The organism is Vibrio sp. B181a (genome assembly GCF_030248375.1).
GTDB classification, from domain to species: Bacteria; Pseudomonadota; Gammaproteobacteria; order Enterobacterales; family Vibrionaceae; genus Vibrio; species Vibrio campbellii.
This window is the reverse complement of record NZ_JAHGAD010000081.1, coordinates 42403-65753: the sequence shown is the minus strand read 5'-3', so window position 1 is coordinate 65753 and position 23351 is coordinate 42403. Positions and strand designations below refer to the sequence as shown.

The 23351-nt window shown below is 45.3% G+C and carries 27 protein-coding genes; 10 read left to right on the top strand and 17 right to left on the bottom strand.

Translation table 11 applies throughout. From position 1 onward, the window contains the following. Positions 1 to 94: 94 nt before the first annotated feature. Together KIO97_RS24050 and KIO97_RS24045 are read right to left on the bottom strand one after the other, a co-directional pair. Complete coding sequence (locus KIO97_RS24050; RefSeq protein WP_045380450.1) at positions 95 to 2137, bottom strand: cache domain-containing protein; 2043 nt, start codon at positions 2135 to 2137, stop codon at positions 95 to 97. Then, a complete protein-coding gene (locus KIO97_RS24045) occupies positions 2127 to 3578 on the bottom strand; it encodes a sigma-54 dependent transcriptional regulator (RefSeq protein ID WP_285384157.1) in 1452 nt (483 codons plus the stop codon). Before KIO97_RS24045 ends, KIO97_RS24050 begins: the two co-directional genes overlap by 11 nt. A 343-nt stretch (positions 3579 to 3921) precedes the next feature. Here KIO97_RS24045 and KIO97_RS24040 point away from each other — a divergent pair, with 343 nt between their 5' ends. From KIO97_RS24040 to KIO97_RS24015, 6 genes are all read left to right on the top strand, one after another. Next, the gene (locus KIO97_RS24040) at positions 3922 to 4740 is read left to right on the top strand and encodes a substrate-binding domain-containing protein (protein ID WP_010448262.1); all 819 of its coding nucleotides are present in this window, start codon (positions 3922 to 3924) and stop codon (positions 4738 to 4740) included. Between the two features lie 6 nt (positions 4741 to 4746). Next, positions 4747 to 5445, top strand: a complete 699-nt coding sequence (locus KIO97_RS24035) for an ABC transporter permease (RefSeq protein WP_005427748.1) — start codon at positions 4747 to 4749, stop codon at positions 5443 to 5445. A 43-nt stretch (positions 5446 to 5488) separates the two neighbouring features. Continuing rightward, positions 5489 to 6208 carry an energy-coupling factor ABC transporter ATP-binding protein gene (locus tag KIO97_RS24030; protein ID WP_285384156.1) on the top strand — a complete coding sequence of 240 codons (720 nt, stop codon included), beginning with the start codon at positions 5489 to 5491 and terminating at the stop codon, positions 6206 to 6208. After that, on the top strand, positions 6186 to 6773 hold the full coding sequence (mobA, locus tag KIO97_RS24025; RefSeq protein WP_285384154.1) for a molybdenum cofactor guanylyltransferase MobA: 588 nt from the start codon (positions 6186 to 6188) through the stop codon (positions 6771 to 6773). Before KIO97_RS24030 ends, mobA begins: the two co-directional genes overlap by 23 nt. Further along, on the top strand, positions 6770 to 8548 hold the full coding sequence (locus tag KIO97_RS24020; RefSeq protein ID WP_285384153.1) for a bifunctional molybdopterin-guanine dinucleotide biosynthesis adaptor protein MobB/molybdopterin molybdotransferase MoeA: 1779 nt from the start codon (positions 6770 to 6772) through the stop codon (positions 8546 to 8548). The genes mobA and KIO97_RS24020 overlap by 4 nt, the downstream gene beginning before the upstream one ends. A 72-nt stretch (positions 8549 to 8620) precedes the next feature. Next, positions 8621 to 8887, top strand: coding sequence for a DUF2960 domain-containing protein (locus KIO97_RS24015; protein ID WP_005441547.1), 267 nt, complete (start codon positions 8621 to 8623; stop codon positions 8885 to 8887). Positions 8888 to 8964: 77 nt separating this feature from the next. Here KIO97_RS24015 and KIO97_RS24010 read toward each other — a convergent pair whose 3' ends face one another. The 3 genes from KIO97_RS24010 to KIO97_RS24000 all read right to left on the bottom strand — a co-directional run bounded on the left by KIO97_RS24010 (position 8965) and on the right by KIO97_RS24000 (position 11508). Continuing rightward, positions 8965 to 9462 (bottom strand): hypothetical protein, encoded by a 498-nt coding sequence (locus tag KIO97_RS24010; protein WP_285384152.1) that lies wholly within the window; start codon positions 9460 to 9462, stop codon positions 8965 to 8967. 214 nt (positions 9463 to 9676) lie between these two features. Continuing rightward, the gene (nagK, locus tag KIO97_RS24005) at positions 9677 to 10585 is read right to left on the bottom strand and encodes an N-acetylglucosamine kinase (protein ID WP_009706081.1); all 909 of its coding nucleotides are present in this window, start codon (positions 10583 to 10585) and stop codon (positions 9677 to 9679) included. A gap of 173 nt (positions 10586 to 10758) precedes the next feature. Continuing rightward, the gene (locus KIO97_RS24000) at positions 10759 to 11508 is read right to left on the bottom strand and encodes a tRNA-uridine aminocarboxypropyltransferase (protein ID WP_285384151.1); all 750 of its coding nucleotides are present in this window, start codon (positions 11506 to 11508) and stop codon (positions 10759 to 10761) included. 183 nt (positions 11509 to 11691) lie between these two features. On the opposite strand from KIO97_RS24000, the gene KIO97_RS23995 reads away from it, so the two are divergent. Further along, positions 11692 to 12510: a sterol desaturase family protein gene (locus tag KIO97_RS23995; protein WP_285384150.1), complete on the top strand. Its 819-nt coding sequence runs from the start codon at positions 11692 to 11694 to the stop codon at positions 12508 to 12510. Between the two features lie 193 nt (positions 12511 to 12703). On the opposite strand, the gene KIO97_RS23990 is transcribed toward KIO97_RS23995, so the two are convergent. The 8 genes from KIO97_RS23990 to KIO97_RS23955 all read right to left on the bottom strand — a co-directional run bounded on the left by KIO97_RS23990 (position 12704) and on the right by KIO97_RS23955 (position 17926). Beyond that, positions 12704 to 13162 carry a GNAT family N-acetyltransferase gene (locus KIO97_RS23990; protein ID WP_005528409.1) on the bottom strand — a complete coding sequence of 153 codons (459 nt, stop codon included), beginning with the start codon at positions 13160 to 13162 and terminating at the stop codon, positions 12704 to 12706. Positions 13163 to 13179: 17 nt separating this feature from the next. Then, positions 13180 to 13398: a hypothetical protein gene (locus KIO97_RS23985; protein WP_285384149.1), complete on the bottom strand. Its 219-nt coding sequence runs from the start codon at positions 13396 to 13398 to the stop codon at positions 13180 to 13182. Between the two features lie 38 nt (positions 13399 to 13436). After that, positions 13437 to 13817: a hypothetical protein gene (locus tag KIO97_RS23980; protein ID WP_005427791.1), complete on the bottom strand. Its 381-nt coding sequence runs from the start codon at positions 13815 to 13817 to the stop codon at positions 13437 to 13439. 51 nt (positions 13818 to 13868) lie between these two features. Next, positions 13869 to 14411 carry a hypothetical protein gene (locus KIO97_RS23975; protein ID WP_285384148.1) on the bottom strand — a complete coding sequence of 181 codons (543 nt, stop codon included), beginning with the start codon at positions 14409 to 14411 and terminating at the stop codon, positions 13869 to 13871. Between the two features lie 2 nt (positions 14412 to 14413). After that, positions 14414 to 14884 (bottom strand): hypothetical protein, encoded by a 471-nt coding sequence (locus tag KIO97_RS23970; protein ID WP_285384147.1) that lies wholly within the window; start codon positions 14882 to 14884, stop codon positions 14414 to 14416. Next, positions 14881 to 15297, bottom strand: coding sequence for an NUDIX domain-containing protein (locus tag KIO97_RS23965; RefSeq protein WP_285384146.1), 417 nt, complete (start codon positions 15295 to 15297; stop codon positions 14881 to 14883). The genes KIO97_RS23970 and KIO97_RS23965 overlap by 4 nt, the downstream gene beginning before the upstream one ends. Continuing rightward, complete coding sequence (locus KIO97_RS23960) at positions 15287 to 15700, bottom strand: NUDIX domain-containing protein (RefSeq protein ID WP_122019556.1); 414 nt, start codon at positions 15698 to 15700, stop codon at positions 15287 to 15289. Before KIO97_RS23960 ends, KIO97_RS23965 begins: the two co-directional genes overlap by 11 nt. Before the next feature lie 207 nt (positions 15701 to 15907). Next, complete coding sequence (locus KIO97_RS23955) at positions 15908 to 17926, bottom strand: methyl-accepting chemotaxis protein (protein WP_285384145.1); 2019 nt, start codon at positions 17924 to 17926, stop codon at positions 15908 to 15910. A 140-nt stretch (positions 17927 to 18066) separates the two neighbouring features. Here KIO97_RS23955 and KIO97_RS23950 point away from each other — a divergent pair, with 140 nt between their 5' ends. Continuing rightward, the gene (locus KIO97_RS23950) at positions 18067 to 18555 is read left to right on the top strand and encodes a C40 family peptidase (RefSeq protein ID WP_199768269.1); all 489 of its coding nucleotides are present in this window, start codon (positions 18067 to 18069) and stop codon (positions 18553 to 18555) included. A 34-nt stretch (positions 18556 to 18589) separates the two neighbouring features. Here KIO97_RS23950 and KIO97_RS23945 read toward each other — a convergent pair whose 3' ends face one another. From KIO97_RS23945 to KIO97_RS23935, 3 genes are all read right to left on the bottom strand, one after another. Further along, positions 18590 to 18934, bottom strand: coding sequence for a DUF3802 family protein (locus KIO97_RS23945; RefSeq protein ID WP_005427720.1), 345 nt, complete (start codon positions 18932 to 18934; stop codon positions 18590 to 18592). A gap of 140 nt (positions 18935 to 19074) precedes the next feature. Then, positions 19075 to 20037, bottom strand: coding sequence for a GGDEF domain-containing protein (locus tag KIO97_RS23940; protein ID WP_005427771.1), 963 nt, complete (start codon positions 20035 to 20037; stop codon positions 19075 to 19077). Next, positions 20037 to 21005: a response regulator gene (locus KIO97_RS23935; protein WP_285384144.1), complete on the bottom strand. Its 969-nt coding sequence runs from the start codon at positions 21003 to 21005 to the stop codon at positions 20037 to 20039. Before KIO97_RS23935 ends, KIO97_RS23940 begins: the two co-directional genes overlap by 1 nt. A 224-nt stretch (positions 21006 to 21229) precedes the next feature. Between KIO97_RS23935 and KIO97_RS23930 the strand changes: the two genes are divergently transcribed. Next, the gene (locus tag KIO97_RS23930) at positions 21230 to 22096 is read left to right on the top strand and encodes a fructosamine kinase family protein (RefSeq protein ID WP_285384143.1); all 867 of its coding nucleotides are present in this window, start codon (positions 21230 to 21232) and stop codon (positions 22094 to 22096) included. Positions 22097 to 22348: 252 nt separating this feature from the next. Further along, the gene (locus KIO97_RS23925) at positions 22349 to 22543 is read left to right on the top strand and encodes a CPXCG motif-containing cysteine-rich protein (protein WP_005427574.1); all 195 of its coding nucleotides are present in this window, start codon (positions 22349 to 22351) and stop codon (positions 22541 to 22543) included. A gap of 108 nt (positions 22544 to 22651) precedes the next feature. Here KIO97_RS23925 and KIO97_RS23920 read toward each other — a convergent pair whose 3' ends face one another. Continuing rightward, entirely contained in the window at positions 22652 to 23263 is a 612-nt protein-coding gene (locus KIO97_RS23920; protein ID WP_228173969.1) for a riboflavin synthase subunit alpha, read from the bottom strand. Positions 23264 to 23351: the final 88 nt, after the last annotated feature.

Here is a 23351-nt window from a genome sequence, read left to right as displayed (position 1 = left end):
ATTCCTCTCGCGTTTAGAGAAGAACAGATACAAAAAGGGTCAGTGATTTACACTGACCCTTTTTCTTTGCGCGTTGGCTAATTTGAATCGCAGGTTAAGCGATATTCGTTACCTCAAGCAATAGTTCGGCTTTCTTTGGCAAGTAGATACTGAACGTACTGCCTTTGCCCCATTCCGATTCGGCTTTTAGCTCGCCGCCTGTTTGACTAAGAATACTTTGCGAAACAGAAAGCCCTAGCCCGGTGCCATCGCGCTTAGTGGTATAGAACGGAGAGAAGATACGGCTTAAGTTTTCTGGCTTGATACCGCAACCTTCATCAGTGACATGAATGGCTGCGCCTTTAAGTTCGCCGTCTTCAATCCAATCTTCACTCACAACGGTTAGCTTACCTTTGCCGTCCATCGCGTGAATGCCGTTCATCTGCAAGTTCACCAGAATCTGCAGCAAGTGATGGCGATTGATCTCGACCGAAGTATGGGCTTGTAGATCGGTGACAAACTCGATGTCGCGCTTTTTAGTGCCGGTTTTAACCAGCGTGATGCTCTCATCGATGATTGGATTCACGTGCTGCCACGTAATTTCGTCTTGTACACCACCCTGGCGGCTGTATTGCAGTAAGCTGCGCGTGATATTGCGAATGCGGTCGATCTGAGCGTGGATGGCATCTATTTCTTCCTGAACGCGGCTTGCTTCTTCACCTAGCTCAAACTGAATCAGCTCAACATTCCCCAAAATCACTGCGGTTGGGTTGTTAATCTCGTGGGCGATACCCGCGGTTAACTCACCCAGTGCAGCAAGCTTTTCGTTGACCACAAGCTTGTCACGGGTTTGGTTAAGCAATTGAATATGAAGTTCAAGCTCTTCAGTTTTGTCTTTCAAACTCGCCGTACGTTGTTGAACTTTACCCTCCAGCTGCATGGCAGAGTTCTTCAGCTCGACTTTACGATCTTCCAAAGCATCAAGCATGTTGTCGAACTGGCGCGCTAACTGAGCCAGCTCATGGTGTTCATCCAACCCTAATGGACCAATACGTTTTTCTTTGCCCAACTGGACTAATTTCACGACTTTATGGATGCGTTCAATTGGACGGAATAAGTCTCGTGACCCGCGATACACCATCACACCAGAAACTAAGAGCAGCATTAAAGTGATTAAGCTTATCTCGACGATATTGGTCATGTAGGCTTTTACAAATGGCCACATCAAGTAACCAGTGTAGAGCATACCAATGACATTATCGTACTGGTCTTTGATTGGTTGATAAGCGGTGATATACCAAGCATCGTAGACGAACGCGCGGTCGACCCATTGCTCGCCTTCCGCCAATACCTTGTTGTATACCTCAGAACTTACTCGCGTACCGATCGCGCGCCCCAAACGTTGGTCACTGTCTAAAGGAACGTTGGTGCTGACACGAAGATCATCCAAAAATACCGTCAAAGTCCCCACGGGGCGGAGGGTGTCGTTATCACTTAAATAGATTAGATCACGAATTTGATCGACCAATACCGTGCTATTGTTGAGCAGCAAACCGCCATCTAAGAAACCAATTAAGTCGTTATGCTGGCTGTAAACTGGGATCACGGTGCGGCTCACCAAGCCACGTGCTTCTACACCACCGCTTTTTAGAATCGGTACTTCAGCACGTTTGGCGAGTTCAGGGTCTAGCTTTTCCAGCTCTTTTCTGTCCAGAACATCGAAGAAAGATTCGCGCTTAGTTAAATCCATAAAGCGGAATTTGTTTTCCATCGAATTAACACGTTGGAAGGACAAAAAGTCCAAACCGTAGCGTTTTTTCTGCGCCGTCACCCACTTTTGCAACTCTGCCTGTGGGACATTTTGGTTCACTCGGGTACGGAAGTCATAAGAATCCGCGAACGATTTGACGTAGTTCGCCTGCTTTTGTTGCAGCAGCGTAATGCTGTTATTGGCGACACCCAAACGCTCCGAAACGTCTAATAATGCGTTTTGCCACGTATAGTGAATCGACCAATAGATCGTAATGCCAATAAGGGCTATCAGCGTTAAGAAGATTGGCGCAGATGTCAAAATCAACAGTCGATAACGCACCATGGTTTTGAATCGGTACGTCCATTTAGACAATCCTTTGTGTTGCTGCCAACTACTACTCGGCATAATCCTCGTCCTCAGAATCCCACTCTTTGTATTTGCGCTCTAGCGTTTTTCGTGCCACTCCTAAATCTCGAGCCGCCGCTGACTTGTTACCTTCGTGCAAATTAACCAATTGTTGGATATGCGCTTTTTCCACTTCTTTTAGTGTCCAAGTGTTTGGATAGCCTTCACCGGAGAACTCTTTGCCCTCTTTGAAGGTTGGCAATTCTTCACTGTGTGACACGGTAATGGAAACATTAGGTAAAGCATGACCGCCATTGAGTTCACGCCAGTGATGCGCCGGCGGTTTACCTAGCAGAATGCAACGCTCAATAAGGTTTTTAAGCTCACGAATGTTGCCCGGCCAATCGTATTCACTCATGGCTTCCATATCTTCATGCGCCCACTTCGGTGCTTGCATACCCAGTTCATTGGTCAGCATATTGCTGAAGTATGGAACCAGTTCAAACAAGTCAGTTTTACGCTCACGCAGAGGAGTAACTTCAATCTTCAATACGTTTAAACGATAGTAAAGGTCGCTACGGAAGTTACCTTTGTTGACCTCTTCTTGCAGGTTGCGGTTGGTCGCGGCGACAATACGAACATCAATGCTGATTTCACGCTCTGAACCTACCGGACGAATCGTACGTTGCTCTAACACACGCAGCAGTGATGCTTGCATGGATAAAGGCATCTCACCGATTTCATCAAGGAATAATGTGCCGCCATTGGCTACGCGAAAAAGACCTTCGCGAGATTTCTTAGCGCCTGTAAAAGCCCCCGAGGTATGCCCGAATAGCTCACTTTCTAAAAGCTCTGGTGCAATTGCGCCACAGTTAAGTGGGACGAATGGACCTGTTCGACCACTTGCTTGGTGAATCCCTCTCGCCACCAGTTCTTTACCGGTGCCCGACTCGCCTTCCACTAGGACAGATGCGCGAGACGGTGCAAATTGAGTGATCAACTGTTTGAGCTGACGAGTTTTTTCCGAGCCGCCAATAATTTCTGAGGTGTTGTGCCGCTGATAGTCTCGTTTCATCGCGTATTGCATGCGCTCGTTCAAACGGCGATCCATACAGCGGCTGACCGCTTTCAGCATCTGCTCTAGGTTAAAAGGCTTGAGGATAAAGTCCGACGCGCCAAGCTGTAGTGCTCGAATCGCAATTTCCAAATCCGCGTAGCCGGTCATAAAGATGACATCCGCACGTTTGTCGTCATCTTCAAACGCTTCTTCCCATTCAATCCCTGAACGCCCCGGCAAGTTGATATCCAACAGAATCAAATCGTAGTGGCGTGAGTTACGTAGCTCTTCCGCTTCTTCAATGCTGCCCGCTGTATCAACTTGCGAAAACAGTTTGCCCAGAGCCTTTTTAAGGATGGCCTGCATACCGAGTTCATCATCAACGACCAGTACTGAAAAAGCGTTGTATTGTTGGTTTGTACTAATATGGGATTGAGTAGACATATTTACCCCAGTTGGATTTGAATGGGACAGAGTGTACCAAGTTTAAACAGAGATACCCTACAAAAAGTGCGACATTTTGTACCAACGCAAATTTTTGTGCAAATAAGTCCATGAATTAGCGCATAAATCAAACATTTTTGGCTTGTAAAATGTTGGCATCTTGTTTGCTATATGGAGTGTCCAAGTGATCTCAGGATGTGGGAGACATCAATGCAATACCATCGCTTCTCACTCCCTTACCCTAAGGTAGCTTGTGATATGAGCGCGCTATGACGCTCTGGCGACTTCTTTAGTAACCCAAGACTTAAGAAGCCAAAGAATCATTGGAAAGGAAACAACTAAAATGAAAAAAATTGCGCTGACTCTAGCTGCAACGTCAATCACTCTTGTAAGCTACTCTGCTTTTTCAGCTCAAGAAGGCGAACACATTCGTCTGGCGACAACAACAAGTACTTACCACTCTGGCTTACTGGACTACCTACTTCCTCAATTTGAAAAAGACACTGGCTACAAAGTGGATATCATCGCTGCTGGTACAGGTAAAGCGCTGAAGATGGGTGAAAACGGCGACGTTGATTTGGTAATGACACACGCACCTAAAGCAGAAGGCGTGTTTGTTGAGAACGGCTACGGCGTCCTTCCACGTAAACTGATGTACAACGACTTCGTTATCGTTGGCCCTAAAGCTGACCCAGCACAAGTAAAAGACGATGCGTCAGTACTAGACGTATTCAAAGAGATCGCGAACAAAGACGCGACATTCATCTCTCGTGGCGATGATTCTGGTACACACAAAAAAGAACTGGGCATTTGGGCTCAAACTAAGATGGAACCAAACTTTGGTGGCTACCGCAGCGTAGGTCAAGGCATGGGCCCTACTCTAAACATGGCGTCAGAAATGCAAGGCTACACCATGACTGACCGTGGCACTTGGTTGGCTTACCAAAACAAATTGGATCTTGCGATTCTATTCCAAGGCGACGAAAAACTGTTTAACCCGTACCAAGTGATTTTGGTGAACCCCGAGCGTTACCCAACCATCAACTACCAAGGTGCGAAGGCTTTCAGTGACTGGTTGGTAAATCCACGCGGTCAAGAGCTGATCAACGGCTTCCGTCTGAATGGCAAACAATTGTTCGTTGCGAATGCTGAGAGCAAATAACGCAATATGAATCTTGCTGATACAACACTAGAAGCCCTGCGCTTACTGGTGAATTTTGATGCAGACCTATGGGAGATCGTTGCGGTCTCCTTTAGTGTTTCTATTACGGCAATATCTTTGGTGGTATTGCCGTCTATTTTGATGTCTTTTGTCCTAGCCTACACCGACTTCCGTGGTAAGTGGTTCTTGCTGTCCATTGTGAACACCTTACAGGCGGTGCCAACAGTCGTGATTGGTTTGCTACTGTACATGATGCTTTCAAGAGCTGGCCCTTTGGGTGATTGGCAAATGCTGTTTACGCAAAAAGCCATGATCTTAGGACAAATGATCGTCTGTTTTCCGGTTCTGGTTTCCATGATGCACGGTGCGCTTCAATCAAGTGACCGTCGCGCAGTTGAAACAGCGATTACGTTAGGTGCGTCAATCCCTCGTATCGCTGCTACTATGATCTGGGAGACACGTTTTCCTTTATTGGCGGCTATCATTGCGGGATTCTCACGAATCGTCACAGAGGTAGGCTGTTCAATGATGGTTGGTGGCAACATTATGGGTGTAACCCGTAATATTCCGACTGCCATTGCTATGGAAAGTAGTAAAGGTGCTTTTGCGCAAGGAGTTGCATTAGGAATTGTATTACTATCGTTAGCGTTAGCGCTCAACTTCCTCTTATCGAGCATGAGAGGCAAAGGCTATCTAAGAACATGAAGCAAGCAATCGACTCGCCATCGACCCAATGTAAGGGTGAATTATGACTATAAAAATTACCGCCGAGCAATTGTCCATGCGCTTTAAAGAGCGTGTGCTTTTCCACATCCCTGAATTGGCCATTGGTCCAAACGACGCGATTTACCTAAAAGGTGACAATGGCGTTGGTAAAACCACCCTACTCAAGATCCTTGCAGGTTTGCTCAAGCCTTCAACGGGTAAAGTGGTGGCTCCAAAAGATACTTGGTTGAAGAAGTGGACGCGTCGCAATGGTCGTGTTGACGTGATTTATCTCCATCAGTCTCCTTACCTTTTTGACGGCACTGTTTATGAAAACGTCGTTTATGGAGTTAAATATCAACAAGACACGGCAAAAGATAAGCGAGCTCAAGTTATTAGTGCGCTACGCATGGTAGGGTTAGAAACCTTAGCCGACGAACACATCTCTGTATTGTCCGGCGGTGAGAAGCAACGCGTAGCAATGGCACGAGCTTGGATCTTAAAACCATCGATTTTGTTGATGGACGAGCCAAGTGCCTCTCTCGACCAAGAGTCGATTGAACGTCTGGTTATCATGGCAAAAGATCTGCTTGATCGCGGTTCTAGTATTGTTGTGACGAGCCACCAAGCGAACGCGTTGACGGATTTATGTAAAAAACAGTGGTGGATTAAAGACAAGACTTTGGTAGAGTCTCCACTCTTGTATGTCATACTAAAAGAAACATCCCAAGAGAACGCATATGCTTCAGCCAACACAAACTAGTTGGGTCATTTTGGCTGGTGGTCAAGCCAGCCGCATGGGTGGAAAAGACAAAGGTCTGATCGAACTGAATCAGAAGCCACTCATCGAACACGTTATCGAACGTTTATCTCCGCAAACACCACGCATTCTAATCAATGCGAACCGAAACCAAGACGCCTACCGTGCGTTTGGTTTCGTCTTCAGCGATCAATTTAAAGATTTCCCAGGTCCGATGGGCGGTATCCACGCGGGCCTAGTTCATGCAGAAACCGATTGGGTTGGCTTCGTCCCTTGCGACAGCCCACAAATCAACACAGATCTTGTTGAACGTTTTTGCAATGCGGTAAAAGAAGACACCGATATTTTGGTTGCTCATGATGGCAACCACCAGCAGCCTGTCTTCACGCTTTATCACAAGCGCGTACTGCCAAAGCTGACCGCGTTTTTAGAGCGTGGCGATCGTAAGATCATCCTACTCTACAAAGAGTGCAACACCAGTTACGTTGACTTTAGCGACTCACCAAACTGTTTCGTCAACTTAAATACGCCTGAAGAATTGGCGCAATTTGGACAACTCGAATCATGAAACACACGCTAAACATCCCTATTCTTGGTTTTGCGGCCTACTCTGGTACGGGCAAAACTACGCTACTTGAAGCATTGCTACCAAAGTTGACCGAAGCAGGTTTACGCATCGGTATGCTAAAGCACGCACACCATAACTTCGATGTCGACCAGCCGGGCAAAGACAGCCATCGCCTACGTAAAGCAGGCGCATCGCAAATGCTGATCTCTTCTCGTAATCGCTTCGCGCTAATGACAGAAACGCCAGAGTCAGAATCGGAGTTTGATTACCTTCTGACGCGTTTCGACGAAGACAAACTAGACGTGGTTCTAGTGGAAGGCTGCAAAAACATTGCCTTTCCTAAGATCGAATTGCACCGTGAAGAAGTCGGCAAGCCTTGGCTTCATCCAAACGATGAAAACATCATTGCTATTGCTTCAGACAGTGGCGAATTAGACTCTGAACTGCCACAAATGAACATCAACGATCTTGAGGCGATTGCCCAGTTCGTTATTCAGTATGTTCAAGAAGCGAAAGCACCAAAGAGTAAAGAGAAAGAAGCCGCTTGCTGCGATACCCTTTCTCCAGCTTTCCTTTCTGTGGTTCAAGGACAAGAAAAGATCCTTTCTTTGGTGAACACGGTTGCTGAAACCGAAGCATGCAAGATTGAAGATGCATACGGTCGTGTGCTTGCAGATCATGTTGTGTCACCAGTGAATGTTCCGCAATACACCAACTCTGCGATGGACGGTTACGCGATTCGCGGTGATGACGTCGAGCGCAGTAGCTACCAAGTCGTTGCTGAAGTGATGGCGGGTCACGCTTACGATCAACCTTTAGAAGTTGGTCAAGCTGTGAAAATCATGACGGGCGCCCCAACACCTATCAATGGTGATACCGTTGTTATGCGTGAACAAGCTTCCCAAGACGGCGATACAGTCACGTTCAATGGTGCAAGCATCAAGACCGGTCAAAACGTTCGCCAAGCGGGTGAAGACTTAGCAATTGGTAGCGATGTGTTTACCGCAGGCACTCGCCTAGCCTCTCCCGAGATGGGCATGATTGCTTCTCTTGGTTTTGGCGAAGCGAACGTGTTCCGCAAGTTGAAAGTTGCTGTGTTCTCTACCGGTGACGAAGTTCAGGCGCCTGGTACAGAACAGAAAGCGAATTCAATCTACGATTCAAACCGTTTCACTATCATGGGCATGTTAGAGAAGCTAGGTTGCGAGATTTTGGATTTCGGTATTCTAGAAGATAACGAGCAGTTGATGATTGAAGCGCTCGAAAATGCTTCTGCGCAAGCCGACGTAGTGATGACTTCTGGCGGCGTATCCGTTGGCGATGCAGATTACATTAAGCTGGCATTGGATAAGCTGGGACAAATTGATTTCTGGCGTATCAACATGCGCCCTGGTCGTCCGCTTGCGTTCGGTCAAATCAACAATAAGCCTTTCTTTGGTTTGCCGGGTAACCCTGTGGCTGTAATGGTTTCATTCATTAACTTTGTTGAGCCTGCGCTGCGTAAGATGCAAGGTGAACAAGGTTGGAAGCCACTTAAAGTCAGTGCCATTGCGACAGAAAATCTGCGCTCTCGCCAAGGTCGTACCGAGTTTAGCCGTGGTATCTACGAGCTAGACGAAACAGGTCGTCTAACCGTTCGCACAACGGGTAAACAAGGCTCTGGCATTCTGCGTTCAATGAGTGAGGCAAACTGTTTGATCGAAATCTCACCTGCTGTTGATACAGTAAAAACGGGAGAAAGCGTGACAATTATCCCACTTCAAGGCAGAATCTAGGCCGATTCAGAATTCAAAGGTCAGCGTGTCTGACCTTTTTATTGATAACAGAAAATTTTCAGAGAGACAGCTATGGCTCGCACCATTCTTTACACTTACAAAGACCAAGACAAAGAACTGACGTTCTCGTACCAGCAACACCGCAACATTCAAGAAGCAGTTGCAGAGGCGGAAGGTATCGATATCACTGAGTACCTAAAGATGGAGCAGCAAATCGAAGCAGTATCTGACACCAAGGCAGTGCGTAACTACCGCGACAATCATTTCAGAAAACTTGGCTTTAGCAAAATCACCCTAGCTCAAAAAGAAAACTTGGGCGTAGGTAAAAAGAAAAAATAGGCCAAGCTACACAGCTTAAAACTAAAACTCGCGATTCGTCGCGAGTTTTTTTATCCATGCAATCTAAAGGCAACACACTATAGCTGAGGCTCTACAATCACAAACTGATTGGTTCCTGCAATTGCCGCATACCAGTCACTGCCTTGAACGTAGAAAGTCGCCCCATTAACGGTCACCGTGGTTGCTTCATTCGGCAACACATCGACTATCTTACCTGTCATTCCCTTATTTGTTACGACAGTGGTACTCGCTGTATTCACTTCACTCTGTACAGATACCGGAGGTTGCTCCACGTAAATATACTGATCGCCACTTCGCTTGTAATAGACATTATCAACGACGGCATAAGTGATCCCCGCAATCACTAGGTAAGTCGCGGTTCTCGGAATTTTATTGTAATGGTAAACGCGATGAACTGGAGCTTTATAAACGGGACGGTAGACAGGCTTTACCACAACAACCTTCTTGCCATGCTTTGGTGGCTTAGGTGCGGGAGGCTTGGCAAACGTCGGTGAAACCAGACCAACTAAGGCGATGCTAAGAACGCCGTAGCGTAATTTTGATGAGTTGAACATCTTCATTCCTACTGTTCGTGGAAGCAATACAGACAGCTTATCAATCGAGAGTTCAAGGGACGTAAACGAAGCGTAAAGCTGGGAAAAGATGACGCCTCAGTTGTACAAAGCCGCAGTATGGAGCGACAAAATAAAAAGCCTCGTTTCACCTTAAAGGGAAAACGAGGCTTTCAATGTAGGTCTATGTGTTTTCGCTTACCGAAAACTCAGACGATTATTTGATGTTTAGGAACGCTGCACCACGTACGCCGCCTGAATCACCGTGTTTTGCTTTGATGATCTTTGGACATTTCGCCACAGAAAGCAGGTACTTAGGAATGCGTTTTGGCATCTCTTCGTAAATCAGTTCGAAGTTAGATAGACCGCCGCCTAGTACAACAACGTGTGGGTCAGTCGCAGTAAACAGGTTAGCGAAGCAGATTGCTAGAAGCTCCATAAAGCGCTCAACGTGTTCAACCGCTTTTGCTTCGCCTTCTGCGTGCGACTTAATGATGTCGATCGCTTTTTTCTCTTCGCCGTAGTAATGCGCGTAAAGAAGCTCGAAACCACGACCAGATAGGTAGCTATCTAGACAACCTTTCTTTTCACAACCACAACCTAGTAGAGGTGCGTTGTCGCCTAGGTGGAACCATGCGTCGATAGGAAGACGTGTATGACCTACCTCACCCGCTACGTGGTTACGACCAGAGAATACTTTACCTTCGTAGATAAAGCCGCCGCCAAAACCCGTACCAAGGATCAAGCCGAGTACAGATGGTTCGTCTTGAAGGTCTTCATCCCATGCTTCAGAAAGCGCGAAACAGTTTGCATCGTTTTCAATTTTTACGCTGCGACCGATTTTAGCTTCAAGATCAGCACGAAGTGGTTTGCCTTTTGCTGCAGGTACGTTAACCGTTAGTACAGTTGCATCATCAGCATCTTCCATCCCAGGAAGACCAAGACCAATCGTACCTTCACAACCAAATTCCGCATCGTATTTGTTTACCAGACCTGCGATGGTTTCTACCAGCAAATCGTAGTTGTCTGTTGGTGTTGGTACACGTTCAGTTGCTACACGCTCAAGTTTTTCGTTAAACGCACCAAACTCGATTTTAGTGCCACCGACATCAAAGCCGTAATACATGCAATTCTCTCCTAAAAAGCTCAAACGACTCCCAAAAAATGCTGGAGTCAAAAAAGATAAACTCCGAGCATTATCCATATCTGTACGCCTGCAAACCGTGACCGAATGCAGATTTATCCCCTCATTGAAGCCAGTTGAACAACAAGCCATCAACAAAAGTTCATTCCTTAGAGTTAGCTCTCGATTTTAGCCCACTCTTTGAAACGTTTCAGATGCGGTCGAGACCAGTCAGTTTTTACGCGAGTTTTCGTCAGCATGTAGGTTTCACGGAAGGCTTCAAACCACAATTGCAGACACTTCGAAGCTTGCTCTTCACCTGCCTGTTTGAATACTAACGTCGCGACTTCTGCAGTAGACAAATGCTGCTCATTGTCCGAGCGGCGCATGATGTATTCAGACAATGATTCCGGTTCAATAGAAAGCACAGGCAAAGACTTCAAGAACTCGGAACGGCGGAAGATCTTACGCGCTTCACGCCAACTGCCATCAATGAAGATCAGTAACCATTTTTTGTCTGAACCATCGGATGCCTTCAAACGCTCTGGATTCAAACCATCCAATAAACGCTCAGGCTCATCCACGTAATCTGCTGGGAAGACAACCACAGGTTGATACGCATCGTTTTCTAGTAGTGCGAGCATCTCTTGAGAAGGCTCGGTACGATTCCATTGATACACGTAGGTCTCTTGAATCGTATCAGCAATTAGACGCCCGGTATTACTCGGCTTGAACACTTCGTTTTCCGATACGATCAGCATACAGGCAATATTGGATTCGATGTTAGGCTGAATGTCGCACAAACAATATTGCTCAGAAACCTGACAATATGGACAGCGAACCACTTTACAGCCACGAGCGTTAAACGGCTTCGTTGAGATAGATTGACGGTGCTGGTATAAACGATGGAAAGCGTGGATTCTCATGGATAGAAAGTGCCAGTTAGAATAAGTGCATGTATGAAGTAGAGCGCGATTCTACTTGCATCGCCAGTGAGTCTCAAGAAATGCTCGTAAACGAACTGATATTCACATTCTTTTCTTCTCGGTGAAAGATACGGTGGAGTCTTAAGGTCCTAACAAGTGAGCGAATCAATCAAGGAAATTAGCGTGACCGAAACTGCATTTAACGACCCTTCTTCGCTACGACTCAGCATCTTTATTGGTGTTTTGTTGCTTTGTACTCTGTGGGAAAACAAGCTTCCGAGAAAGCAGTTGAGTGTCAACCGTTCATTTCGCTGGTTTAACAACCTCACACTGGTCGCACTAAACAGCATCGTTATTGCCGTTGTCATGCCTATTGCCGCTTTCCAAGCAGCCATCATCGCTTATGAAAACCAATGGGGTCTACTCAATGCTCTTGCCTTCCCGACTTGGTTACATGTGCTGATAGCCGTAGTGTTACTCGACCTCATCATTTATCTACAGCATTTAGTTTTCCACCGCGTTAAACCGCTGTGGAAGCTTCACCGCATGCATCATGCTGACTTGGATATCGATGTCACAACCGGGACACGATTCCACCCGATAGAAATCATTCTCTCAATGATTGTAAAAATCGCTGCTGTTTTCGCTTTGGGCGTGTCTCCTATCGCCATCGTGGTGTTTGAAATCGTATTGAATGCCAGCGCGATGTTTAATCATAGCAATGCAAAGCTACCACTACCTTGGGATGCGAAGTTACGCAAATTGGTTGTGACGCCGGACATGCACCGAGTGCACCACTCTGTCATCGTGCGCGAGACACATTCAAACTTTGGTTTCTTCTTGTCGATATGGGATCGTTTGTTTGGCACTTACCGCGCTCAACCGGAATTAGGTCATGATGATGTTGTGATTGGTGTTCCAGAGATTCGCGACAAAGACGAGCAAAGATTAGATAAACTGATTACCCAGCCATTTCGTTACAAGGAAAAGTCTTCCTCATGAGCAGTTCAATGAAAGTGAATGTGTTTGGAAAGATCATGCTTGCTGAATGCAAAAGTGGGATTTGGGCGCTTTATATCGATTCGGAAACTTCGATAAAGCGCCCAATAAGAGACTTTGTAGTGCCGCCCTTTCTCGATGAGGACGAGTTATTGACCTACCTAGATGATATGTATCACGAACATGCGACCGCAACTCATCCATGTGTGTTTCGGGTTGAATAAACCAGCTTAACTTCTGTTGCAGAGTTACCATTAGTTAATGAGAATAACGTCGACTCCTCACTTTGCAGCACTTCAAAACCGAGTGCTTTGAACACCTCGACATTCCCCGTTTCTTCCACACACCAGACGCTCAAAGTTTTCGCCGAGTTATATAACTCACAAGTAGCCGTAATTAATCGACGAGCGAATCCCTGTTTACGATATGCTCTGTCGACGGCTAACCCCGATAATTGCAGTTCGCTATTTGTTGATTTGACTTTGATGCAAGCAACAGCTTTGGCATCAACAAAATAGGCATAAGTGACCCACTCGTCGTTGCTCGAAGTCGGCTTTGCGGTTTTGTTTGGGAAGTAGATTGCTCTCAATTCTTGAAAGCAATCTTTAGTAAGGGATACTACCGAAGGGTTTTCACTCGAAACGCGTTTAAGCATTTTCTATTTTAATGAGCTTAAGCTTTAATCAAATCGCGTTTTTTATTTGACTGGGTCACGCCAACAAACAAGCCGATAATACCCAAGATAATCGACGAAATGGCGAGTACACTCACGTCTTGTTGTTTGTTGATGGCCGAATATACAAATGCGATCCCAAAAAAGATGGCGCCAAAACTAAAGCCTGATAACGCTGCAAAAATGCCGAAGCTTGCTAGCTCCCTAAAATTATCCATAACACTTCCCTGTTGAAAAATACGTAACGTCTAAAAAATTAACGGAATATCTGACGTGATCGGCGCTGCTTTTGCGAATTCCACAGCCAGATAGATACTCCAATAGAAAATCCTAACAACAACGTTTGCCACTGTAGTTGTCCACTGCTCTCTAGTACGCCTAATCCATAGTGCGCATAAGAGTTGAAGCCGACGCTGCTCAACATGATCAATAACAGTAAAACCAGCCCTGTTCGGCGATGCTTGATCAACAAATACACGGCAAGCAAATCAAGGAGGCCAAGCGCACTCCAATACATATTTAACCAGCCTGGGGCAAAATCGTAAGGCAAAAAGCCATCGACAATATTGTCGTAAATGTGGATGACACCACCCACTGTCAGGCAAAGGCATAGGAGAAACAGTACGAATTTATCCATTATCGTTTCCTTTCCTTATCTGAATGAATGCGCAAAGCATATAGAAATCAGCTAAATAATTGTAATTTCGACGCCATTTTTGAGAGCGACAGTGCCTTTAAACAGTACGTGAGGGGTACGAAAGAATAACAATGGCACTTTTTCCTTAACTATTCGCTCCTGATAAAAGCATAGCGTTTTGCTCGGAAGTTCGCTGAGTTGTGAAAGCTCGGTCTCTCTGTAAGGCATAAAATCCTCTTTTGATTCATTCCAATCACCAAATTCTTGATTGGGCGACCAGAAAATCAAGGTATTGGTTTGATCAAAGCCGAGCTCTCTCACATCGAATCGAAACCAACGACCTAGCATTGTCGTCTCAAGGCCGCACTTTCTAAATCCCTCTAATACCTTAACCGGATGAATCGGCGTAAAGTGAAGCACGTCATTCCAATAGCAATCTAATCCATGAACACGACGCTGTAGAGCTTGCGGTCGATACTCGTACTTCTGGACATGTTGTTGATACAAGTTCGGGTGTGATGCTTTCAAGCAGTTAAGAGGTTTTAATCGGTCTCCCGTCAAGTTGCTTGGTACGCGATGGTAAACGTAGGTCAAGGTTATCCCTCTTGTGGTGCTTTTAAGTCAATGAACACAAACTTCATTGAAGGCGGAAAAATAAAATCATCATCACATCGGTAGCCTCTTAGCCACAAACCATCATCCCGCTTACGCAGATACAAACCTCTAGGATAGGTCTCCTCTTTAGCTAGAGGCAAAGAAGCGAGCGTTATGTATTCATCTTTTGTGAGCAAAATACCTTGAAGTAACAAGTATGGTGCGACGGCGAGCGGACAAGGCTCTAGATATCTCTGAGCTGCATGCTCAAGAAGCTCAGCCAGCGTTGCGCCAAAAGGTGCCCCCAATTCCAAAGGCGTTATTACCAACACAGATAATGTCTGGGCACTTTGTTTGGTTTGTATCATTTTGTCTTCAAACAGCTGCAAGGCAAACGGATTGAATTGAATGCGTTGTTCTTTGAGTTCTTGAAGCAACTCTGCATTCGTGTGATTACCAATTTCAACGTTCACTTCATTGCTCCAAGGCGGATAAACTCACGAACCTGCTCTAAAGCACGCTGAAAAACAGGGTGCGCACGGGAGGAAATATCTTTCGTAACTTCATGCCAAAAGAATTCAAAATCATGCCCACCATCGTCTTGAGTGTGGAAGCCCCAATGTTCCGGCAGCGCTTCACACTCACACAAAACGAAATGCCAACGTTGCTCTTGAAACCCACTCTCCCAAGCCCCTAGGTAGGTTGTTTGATTGACCAGTTCGATGCCCGACTCTTCTGCCAATTCTCTTTTTGCCGCACTTAAGAAGTCGCAATCGAAGAGTTCAACAGTGCCTTTAACCAACTGAACGCCCGCAAGAGGATGTTTGAAAAGAAGTATCTCGCGGTTTTGTTTTCGTAACACCAGAGGACACACTTTATCGACCACAGAGTACCTCCTCGCTCTGAAGGCATATTTGTTTCGCTTCGACTGGAAAGAGAGGCAACATGGCTAGTTCAGTAAAACTCACCCATCTTAGAATATATTGATTGGAAGCCGATCGCCTTTGTTGCTCGGGGCCATAACCTAGCACTGGGGTAGCTGAGCCGATATGTGATAAGAAGTAATACTCCATTCGGCCTTGATTTTGAATCTGAAACACAGGTGTGAGCGATTTCAGCTCTATAGAGGTCTCTTCTAGAGCTTCGCGTTTCACCGCTTCAGGAAGACTCTCACCATCCTCTACACTACCGCCAGGAAACACCCAATAGTGTCTATCGCTCTTCACTCGTTCAATCAATAAAACCTCCCTATGGTCGTTTATTAATATCAGACTTGCTCGCTCTGGCATTTATCTCACTCCCTTGATTTAGCGGAATATTCTAACAACCCTGAAGCGATAACAAAGCATTAACAAATGCTGGTAACACATTTCTCTTGTGCCGTTAATCAATTTGCGATTTGGGTCACTCACTCTTGGAGTCGAAAAATAAAAGGCAGAGCGATTGCCCTGCCTTTGGTCGTATTGGAAGTTTGTTTGGTCTCACCTAATACTGGATCAACTCATCTGATGCAGCTCGTATTTGTGCAGCATTGCTTGTTGATGTCCCGCGATGTCTGAAACTTGTTCTGAGCTTTCGACCATGGATTCTAATTGGAGTTTGGTGTGTTCACCTTGGTCAGAAATATGTGTAATGGCTTGCGACACATCCGCCGTTGCTCGCTCTTGCTCTTCTGTCGCAACAGAGATCTGGTCGACACGGTGCTGAATCAGTTGTACCGCTTCATTGATATCGGTAAATGCTGATTTCACTTGTTGACTTGATTGCAACGCACATGACATTTCTTCTCGCGAATCACTCACCGCTTTACGAGAACGTTCTGCCGCCGCAACTAACTCATTCATAATTTTGCGAATGTTGGTCGTTTGCTGCGAGGTATCTCTGGCTAACTTACGAACTTCATCCGCAACGACCGCAAATCCTCGACCTTGGTCTCCTGCCCGAGCGGCCTCGATCGCCGCGTTTAATGCAAGTAAGTTAGTGTTATCAGCAATGCCGCTGATCATGTCCACCATTTCACGAATCTGTTTGACGCGCTCATCGAGTTCTAACATCGATTGTTCATTTACATTGAGTGAATTCTCTAACGACTCCAAACGCTGGCGATTTTTCTCAACCACGCCCACGCCTTTGACCGTATGTTTCGTCGCTAAGTGTGAAACTTCGGAAGAGGCATTGGTCACCATCGCAATCTCTCGAATCGAAGCCTCTAGTTGCGTAACCGTCGTTACCATACTCGCCAGCGCCGAATTTTGCACAGTTAGGCTTTGATTTGTTTGCTCTGCCGCTTCATGGCTAATCTCCGCGGTCTGGTACAAGGTTTCGCAGTTACGCGTGACGGTAGAAATAGAATCATGCGTTGAGTCGATAACTTGGTTCAGTTTGCGCGCGACTTCTTTTAACTCAAACGGTCCAACCTCTTGCGCTTTATCTCGGAAATCATGCTCTGTCAGTGCAGACAAACGGCCCAGGATATTCTTGAGGCCCCGGTTGATCCACGTTCTTAGACCAAACCACGTCACTAAGACCACTAGAGAGATAACACCAGCGGATATAACTGACGTCAAACTCACGTTTTGAATTGTACTGTGAACTACGGACTTACGATCATCAATAAGATCAGACGCGGAATCAGATACTTGGTCGAGCAAATACATGGTTTCGTTTGCGAGCTGCGAGGCACGTTGAAACTCCGCTTTCTGCTGTTCGCTCTGCTCTAGCTTGGTCAGTATTAAACGCAAGACGCCGTCATCGTTAAAGCCAGCTTGCACCATGTCATAAGGGGCGATCAAGCTGGTAAACTCATTAACCTCCGGATGCCACTCTTTGAAATCATCAAAAGCGAGATTGATACCAGCAATTCGATTGCGCATTTCCCTATACTCTTGCTCGGCTTTCTCTAACTCGGTCTGGGTCATCATAAGCAAGAAAGTACTCTCCATTGAGCTTGCTGAGGCGATAAAGCGGTTCGCTGCGTCACTAGACTCAGGGTTATCCTCACTCAGGAACGAACTAATTCGGTTCATCTCCGGTCCGATAGAGCTCAAGCCATAGCGAAAGCCACCCACTGCGGCGTTAATATCGCTTTGCATCTGAATCACCGCAGACTGTTTCGATAAGATGGAATTGGTGACTTGATGAAGCTCTGCAAGGTTTTCTCTCAGCATACTTGAGAGATGTTCTGCCACAGTGGATGTTTGTTCGATTAGCCCATCACTCTGCTTTGCTAACGCCTCAATTTGTGAAATGGTAAGAGGTAGTTCAGTGGGATCAGTAATTTGCATCCCATCGTTAAGTAGCTTGATCTGTTCTAACACATTGCGAGTGAGTGTCGCATTTGCCATTGCCATGGGTAACGCTTTTTGAGACAACTCTTCAAATTGTTCCCCAACCTGCTCCATTCCTTTGAAACTTGCGGTAGAAAGGGCTATAACAAGTGCGATGATAGTTAAAAATGTTGCACTGATAGTCTGAATCAGTGAAAAAGAAAAGCGTAAACGTTTGCGCGTCGTCATAATTAATTTATGTTCTTTCTTGGGTTTGAATCAACTTTCCGTTTGTTCGTCACATAAGTGAGACAATAACGTGATTTGCTGCCCATACTAGGTATTGGTTATGACGTTAATATTTCAGTTTTAAGTCGTAGGGATGACAGATGGGTGATGTGCGTCGTATTTATTTTCCTTTGATAATCAGTGTGCTACTTAGTGCTTGTTCATCTGGCCCAGATCCAGAAACGCAAGTAGAGCACTCCCTCCCTGTAACTCAGCTCCTCTCAGATAATCAAAGTTTGTTCGACTTTTATGATGAATGGGAAGGTACACCTTATCGATTAGGTGGAACGAAAAAGTCCGGCATTGACTGCTCTGCATTCGTGCAAAAAGCATTTGTTGAAGCATACCAAATGTCGCTACCTCGAACGACACGCCAACAATCGAAGCAAGGCGTTGAAATGAGTTGGTCAGACGCGCAACAAGGTGACTTGGTATTTTTTAAAACGAGAAGAAGCACCTACCACGTAGGTATCTATCTAGGGAATAAACAGTTTATGCACGCTTCTACATCAAAAGGCGTGATCATTTCTAGAATCGATAACCCTTACTGGGCGTCGAAATTTTGGCAAGTAAGAAGAGTTACCATGTAACTCTCCTTTAGATTGAAATGACGAAAGATTAAAATCAGTCGTAAGTCGCGACAGCGGTATCAAATAAGTTTTTCACCAACGCAATGTACTCATCTAGGAAAGCGATCTGTTCATTGGTCGCTTTCTTCGTCCATACACCCGCAAGCACTTCACCCAAATCTTCCACTACCGCATCAGCTTCTTTTAGTAACTTAAAGCGCACACTTGAATGCAATTCTGGGTTTTGTTCGAATATCGCCATGATGTTCGACGCAACCATGTCCGTTACGACATCTTCAATGCTTTCTGATCCTGTGTCACCAATTTCAGACGTGAAAATGTCTAAGTTGAGTGACAAGTGCTCGATTAGAGCGAGATATCCATCGGTTTCTACAACCACTGTTTTTCTCCGTTTTGTGCAAGCCTTCGAAGCTGAAAGCGAATTAGTTTCAATAGTAAGACATGCCGAGAAAATTTCATTAACTTATTTCATATTAATAAGCATTGATGCACTAACTGCATGGTTTTTATCCAATTAGCTTAAGCATCCTCATGATTGCAGGTTTGATTTCTTCCACTTTCTTTAGCGCGATATAACGCTGCATCGGCACTCTTTAGCCATTGTGTATGACTCTCAAAATACGATTTATACTCGCAAACGCCGATACTTATCGTGTAGTTAATCAAAAACTCTTCAACTTTCACGATTTCTTGCTCAATTCGCTTTCGCAATCGTTCAGCAAAGTAATTGGCTTGTTCTTGATTGGTGTGCGGCAGCAATACCGTAAACTCTTCCCCTCCGAAGCGACCACAAATATCACTACTACGCGCTGTTTTACGCAACAGGCTTGATGTACGACGAATTACCTCATCTCCCGTGTGGTGTCCGTAGGTATCGTTGACCTTCTTAAAGTGGTCGATATCGAAAATAACCAGTGAACTCGCCCCTTCGATGACTTTAAGTTGAGCGAACTCCTCTTTCAACGACTGCTCCCAATACGCTCGGTTAAACAACCCCGTGAGGCCGTCTTTACGACTGATTTCCGACAGGTGTTGGTTAGTCTCTCGCAAATGAATACGGTTACGCGCCGTTTCGGAAACGTCATTAATCTGAATGGCAATGTGGCTAACATCACCTGACAACGAGCGCAGAGGTGTGATCACAATATCTTGGAACATCAGGTTACTGCTGTTGGAAACCGGAGAGAAGTTGTTGAACTTAAAAAGGTATGGTCGGTTTTCCCAACTAGAGAATGAACGCGTTTCTAAATCTGCAGATGTCTTAAGCTTGGTTTCTAGCCACGTTCTGGGCAGCTCTTCAAAGTGATCGAACAAGCACTCACCAAGAATATTCTGGGACAAAATACCACTATACGACTGCATAAAGCTGTTCCAAACACAGACTTTATAGTCTTGATCGAGAACAATAAGCCCAGAGTCCATGGTATCCAGTATTTGAGTGACCCAGTGAAAGTCTGCTATGTCCAGCGTAATTTCGGACATTAGATTAGCTCCATAATTTCATAGATGATGTCTACGGATGATTTATCTATCAGGAACAGAACTTCACACTCAAAGTCGAGTGATTCTGCCATATAGGTGTATTCAATGGTAAAGAGTTCGCCAGATTCTTCTTTTTCTTCGCAGTAAGGTGTGATGGTTTCAATAATGCCAGGTTGGCGCAGGGAAAACTGCTTATCTAGCTGGTTTCCCAAAGAAGTTAAGAATGATGAAACCAGCAGGTTCGATACGTTTAGAATGATTTCATTATGTGGCGTGAATTCCAACAGATACCCTAGGCGCTCACCAATTTGGTTAATGTCTTTACCACGTAAGCAGACCAGCGCTTCACCATGAATGCCACCGCCTACAAAGCGCTGCGCAACCGCCACGGAGCCATCTCTTCCAATAACGTCAACCAGCGTCATATGGAGTTCACCATAAGACAAAGGGCCAACATGAGGAACTGGAAGCTGAATGAATTCTCGTAAGTGGTCAGCCATGATCGCGGCACCTTTACCCAAAGCGATATTCGCGACTTCGCGGAACTTCGATAAGGGAGAGACCTCAGCAACAGGTAAAGGTTCTGCATTAGTATAGGCACTGAAGGCATAATGTAACCCCAGCTTTTCGTAGAGAGGAATGATCTCTTCTTCAGCCAGAGGCTTGGCGATAAAATCCATTGCACCAAGCTCTAAACATCGTTGCTTAGCTTCGTGTTGGACATCACCCGAAATAATGACAATCTTGGTTGGATATTGACTAACGGGTAACGACTCTAGTACTTCGAACCCATCCATGACAGGCATGGTCAAATCGAGGAACAAAACGTCAATATTTTGTTCCGCTAGGATTTTCAAAGCCTCATGGCCGTCTTGGGCCTCAAGTAGGTGTAATGATGTATCTTGTACGATGGAGCGGGTAATCAACTTTCGTGCGACTGCCGAATCATCACAAATTAGTATTTTCATGCCACCAATGGAACTAAAGTCAAAAAAATTATAATACTAGCTGTGCTGTTATAGCTCCATATGTTAAGCCGATAAATCATAGGGTTATAGGCGACGTGATTCACACTTATAAACATTTTTCACTATAGGCGGAAAAATTATTGTCGAAGTTTGCTTCACTCCGCGTCAATGTTCCGCCGTTTATCCTAAACTATTGTTGGTCAAATAGATAAGCGAGGTTTTGTATGTGGCAAGCAATATCGCAGCAGCTTTCTGATACCTTGATGTTCGAATATCAAGTAACTGAGAAGGTAAAACTCTCGGGTGGGGACATCAGTGAAAGCTATATGATCAATGACGGAGAGCAGCGCTATTTCGTCAAACTCAACGATCGGGATTTCTTAGCCAACTTCGAAGTCGAGGCGGAAAGCCTGCACTTATTACGCGAAACCTCTACTCTATTTGTCCCAGAGGTTGTTTTGGTCGGTAAAACCAAGACGCACTCCTTTATTATTCTCAATTATCTGCCAACGAAACCGCTTGAAGATGCCGATAACAGCTTTAAATTTGGCGAACAATTAGCGCGTCTCCATTTGTCGGGAGAACAGAAAGAATTTGGTTTCGATACCGATAATTATATTGGTTCGACGCTGCAGCCTAACCAGTGGCATAAAAAATGGTGTGTGTTCTTTGCTGAACAACGTATAGGCTGGCAGCTTCAATTGCTGAAAGAAAAAGGCGTTTCTTTGGTCGATATCGATGACTTTATTGACGTCGTGAAACAGCTTTTGTCTCATCACGCCCCGCAACCTTCTCTGTTGCATGGTGACCTATGGAACGGGAATGTGGCGCTAACACCTGCTGGCCCTATCTGTTATGACCCATCCTGTTACTGGGGAGACCGTGAGTGCGACCTCGCCATGACTGAGTTATTTGGGGGCTTCCAACCTGAGTTTTATCAAGGATATGAATCAGTTGCACCACTTCCTGCTGGATATGAAGAACGGAAAGACATTTATAATCTTTACCATGTTCTCAACCACTGTAACCTGTTCGGAGGGCATTACCTCGAGCAAGCACAATCGATAATTAAGAAGATAATTTCTTATTGATTTGGAAGGGAAAGATCATTACTGAGTGTAAAACTTCGACGCACATCACCCAAGATAATGACCCCAAGCCCAACGTTGGGTTTGGGGTCAACTTTTGCACTTATTTCGACTCAATTAGCAACAAGAGCACCTAATATTCAAAGTAACTCGGCTTACGTTGTATCTCTAACTCTAAGAGATAAGCGAGTAACTAAGGGCTGTATTTTCTCTACAACAAAGTATTAAAAGCCCTGCAATACTAGGAGTTTTTGTATGCAAAATTACACTGAAAGACATGTGAAATGTCCCCACTGCGGGCACTCAATCGGCATCACTCTCGATGCAAGTAATGGTAACCAAGAGTTCTATGATGACTGTCCGGCCTGTTGTCATGCGATTCACCTCAACATGAAAGTTGATGAGTTGCAGCAGAAAGTCGAATTGTTCATCGACGACAACTACGAGTAACAACTTATCCCCCCAATAGAAATAAGAAAAGGAGCCTCGAGTGCTCCTTTGTTATTTTTACTCTGTTACTTTTACCTGGTTAGGCAAAGCCAACTATTGCTCGGAGATCTAAAGCTGCTTCGCGGCCAATACACGTTCTACCGTATCAACAATCGCTTGCGTTTGCGGGTCGAATTCCACATTGATCTTTTCTCCGGCTTGGCGACGACCAAATAGTGTTCTTTCTAGTGTTTCCGGAATTAAATGAACAGAGAAACGATTGTCTTCAACTTCACCAATCGTCAGTGAACATCCGTCGAGGCCGATATAACCTTTAGCAAGTACATACTTCATGGATTCTTGCGGTAGCGTAAACCAAATCGTACGGTTGTTTGGTGTATCAATCACTTCCGAGATTTCAGCCATCAAACTGATGTGGCCCGACATGCTATGACCACCAATCTCATCGCCAAACTTAGCCGCGCGCTCAATATTTACGCTGTCGCCTTCCTCTAACTCACCAAGGTTGGTCAGCGCTAACGTCGCTTGCATTAGGTCAAAGCTGATTTGAGTCCCTTCGACTTTGGTTACAGTGAGACAACATCCGTTGTGCGCGACAGATGCGCCAATTTCTAGCCCTTCATTTAATGCTCCTTCAAGCACCAAAACGTGAGTTTGAAAACGATCTTTCTTGTCGATATGAACGACTTTAGCCGTACCTTGAACAATTCCTGTAAACATTCTTTTTACCTATTTGTTATACGCAATTGATAGCCAAGACAAACGTCCACAGCTGATTTTTACAATCGCCTACCAATTAACCAAAATT

Excerpts from the sequence above, each read along its gene's own strand:
- KIO97_RS24050 (WP_045380450.1), bottom strand. The coding sequence starts at position 2,137 with ATGCCGAGTAGTAGTTGGCAGCAACACAAAGGATTGTCTAAATGGACG.
- KIO97_RS24045 (WP_285384157.1), bottom strand. The coding sequence starts at position 3,578 with ATGTCTACTCAATCCCATATTAGTACAAACCAACAATACAACGCTTTT.
- KIO97_RS24040 (WP_010448262.1), top strand. The coding sequence starts at position 3,922 with ATGAAAAAAATTGCGCTGACTCTAGCTGCAACGTCAATCACTCTTGTA.
- KIO97_RS24035 (WP_005427748.1), top strand. The coding sequence starts at position 4,747 with ATGAATCTTGCTGATACAACACTAGAAGCCCTGCGCTTACTGGTGAAT.
- KIO97_RS24030 (WP_285384156.1), top strand. The coding sequence starts at position 5,489 with ATGACTATAAAAATTACCGCCGAGCAATTGTCCATGCGCTTTAAAGAG.
- mobA (WP_285384154.1), top strand. The coding sequence starts at position 6,186 with ATGCTTCAGCCAACACAAACTAGTTGGGTCATTTTGGCTGGTGGTCAA.
- KIO97_RS24020 (WP_285384153.1), top strand. The coding sequence starts at position 6,770 with ATGAAACACACGCTAAACATCCCTATTCTTGGTTTTGCGGCCTACTCT.
- KIO97_RS24015 (WP_005441547.1), top strand. The coding sequence starts at position 8,621 with ATGGCTCGCACCATTCTTTACACTTACAAAGACCAAGACAAAGAACTG.
- KIO97_RS24010 (WP_285384152.1), bottom strand. The coding sequence starts at position 9,462 with ATGTTCAACTCATCAAAATTACGCTACGGCGTTCTTAGCATCGCCTTA.
- nagK (WP_009706081.1), bottom strand. The coding sequence starts at position 10,585 with ATGTATTACGGCTTTGATGTCGGTGGCACTAAAATCGAGTTTGGTGCG.
- KIO97_RS24000 (WP_285384151.1), bottom strand. The coding sequence starts at position 11,508 with ATGAGAATCCACGCTTTCCATCGTTTATACCAGCACCGTCAATCTATC.
- KIO97_RS23990 (WP_005528409.1), bottom strand. The coding sequence starts at position 13,162 with ATGCTTAAACGCGTTTCGAGTGAAAACCCTTCGGTAGTATCCCTTACT.
- KIO97_RS23985 (WP_285384149.1), bottom strand. The coding sequence starts at position 13,398 with ATGGATAATTTTAGGGAGCTAGCAAGCTTCGGCATTTTTGCAGCGTTA.
- KIO97_RS23980 (WP_005427791.1), bottom strand. The coding sequence starts at position 13,817 with ATGGATAAATTCGTACTGTTTCTCCTATGCCTTTGCCTGACAGTGGGT.
- KIO97_RS23960 (WP_122019556.1), bottom strand. The coding sequence starts at position 15,700 with ATGCCAGAGCGAGCAAGTCTGATATTAATAAACGACCATAGGGAGGTT.
- KIO97_RS23955 (WP_285384145.1), bottom strand. The coding sequence starts at position 17,926 with ATGACGACGCGCAAACGTTTACGCTTTTCTTTTTCACTGATTCAGACT.
- KIO97_RS23950 (WP_199768269.1), top strand. The coding sequence starts at position 18,067 with ATGGGTGATGTGCGTCGTATTTATTTTCCTTTGATAATCAGTGTGCTA.
- KIO97_RS23940 (WP_005427771.1), bottom strand. The coding sequence starts at position 20,037 with ATGTCCGAAATTACGCTGGACATAGCAGACTTTCACTGGGTCACTCAA.
- KIO97_RS23935 (WP_285384144.1), bottom strand. The coding sequence starts at position 21,005 with ATGAAAATACTAATTTGTGATGATTCGGCAGTCGCACGAAAGTTGATT.
- KIO97_RS23930 (WP_285384143.1), top strand. The coding sequence starts at position 21,230 with ATGTGGCAAGCAATATCGCAGCAGCTTTCTGATACCTTGATGTTCGAA.
- KIO97_RS23925 (WP_005427574.1), top strand. The coding sequence starts at position 22,349 with ATGCAAAATTACACTGAAAGACATGTGAAATGTCCCCACTGCGGGCAC.
- KIO97_RS23920 (WP_228173969.1), bottom strand. The coding sequence starts at position 23,263 with ATGTTTACAGGAATTGTTCAAGGTACGGCTAAAGTCGTTCATATCGAC.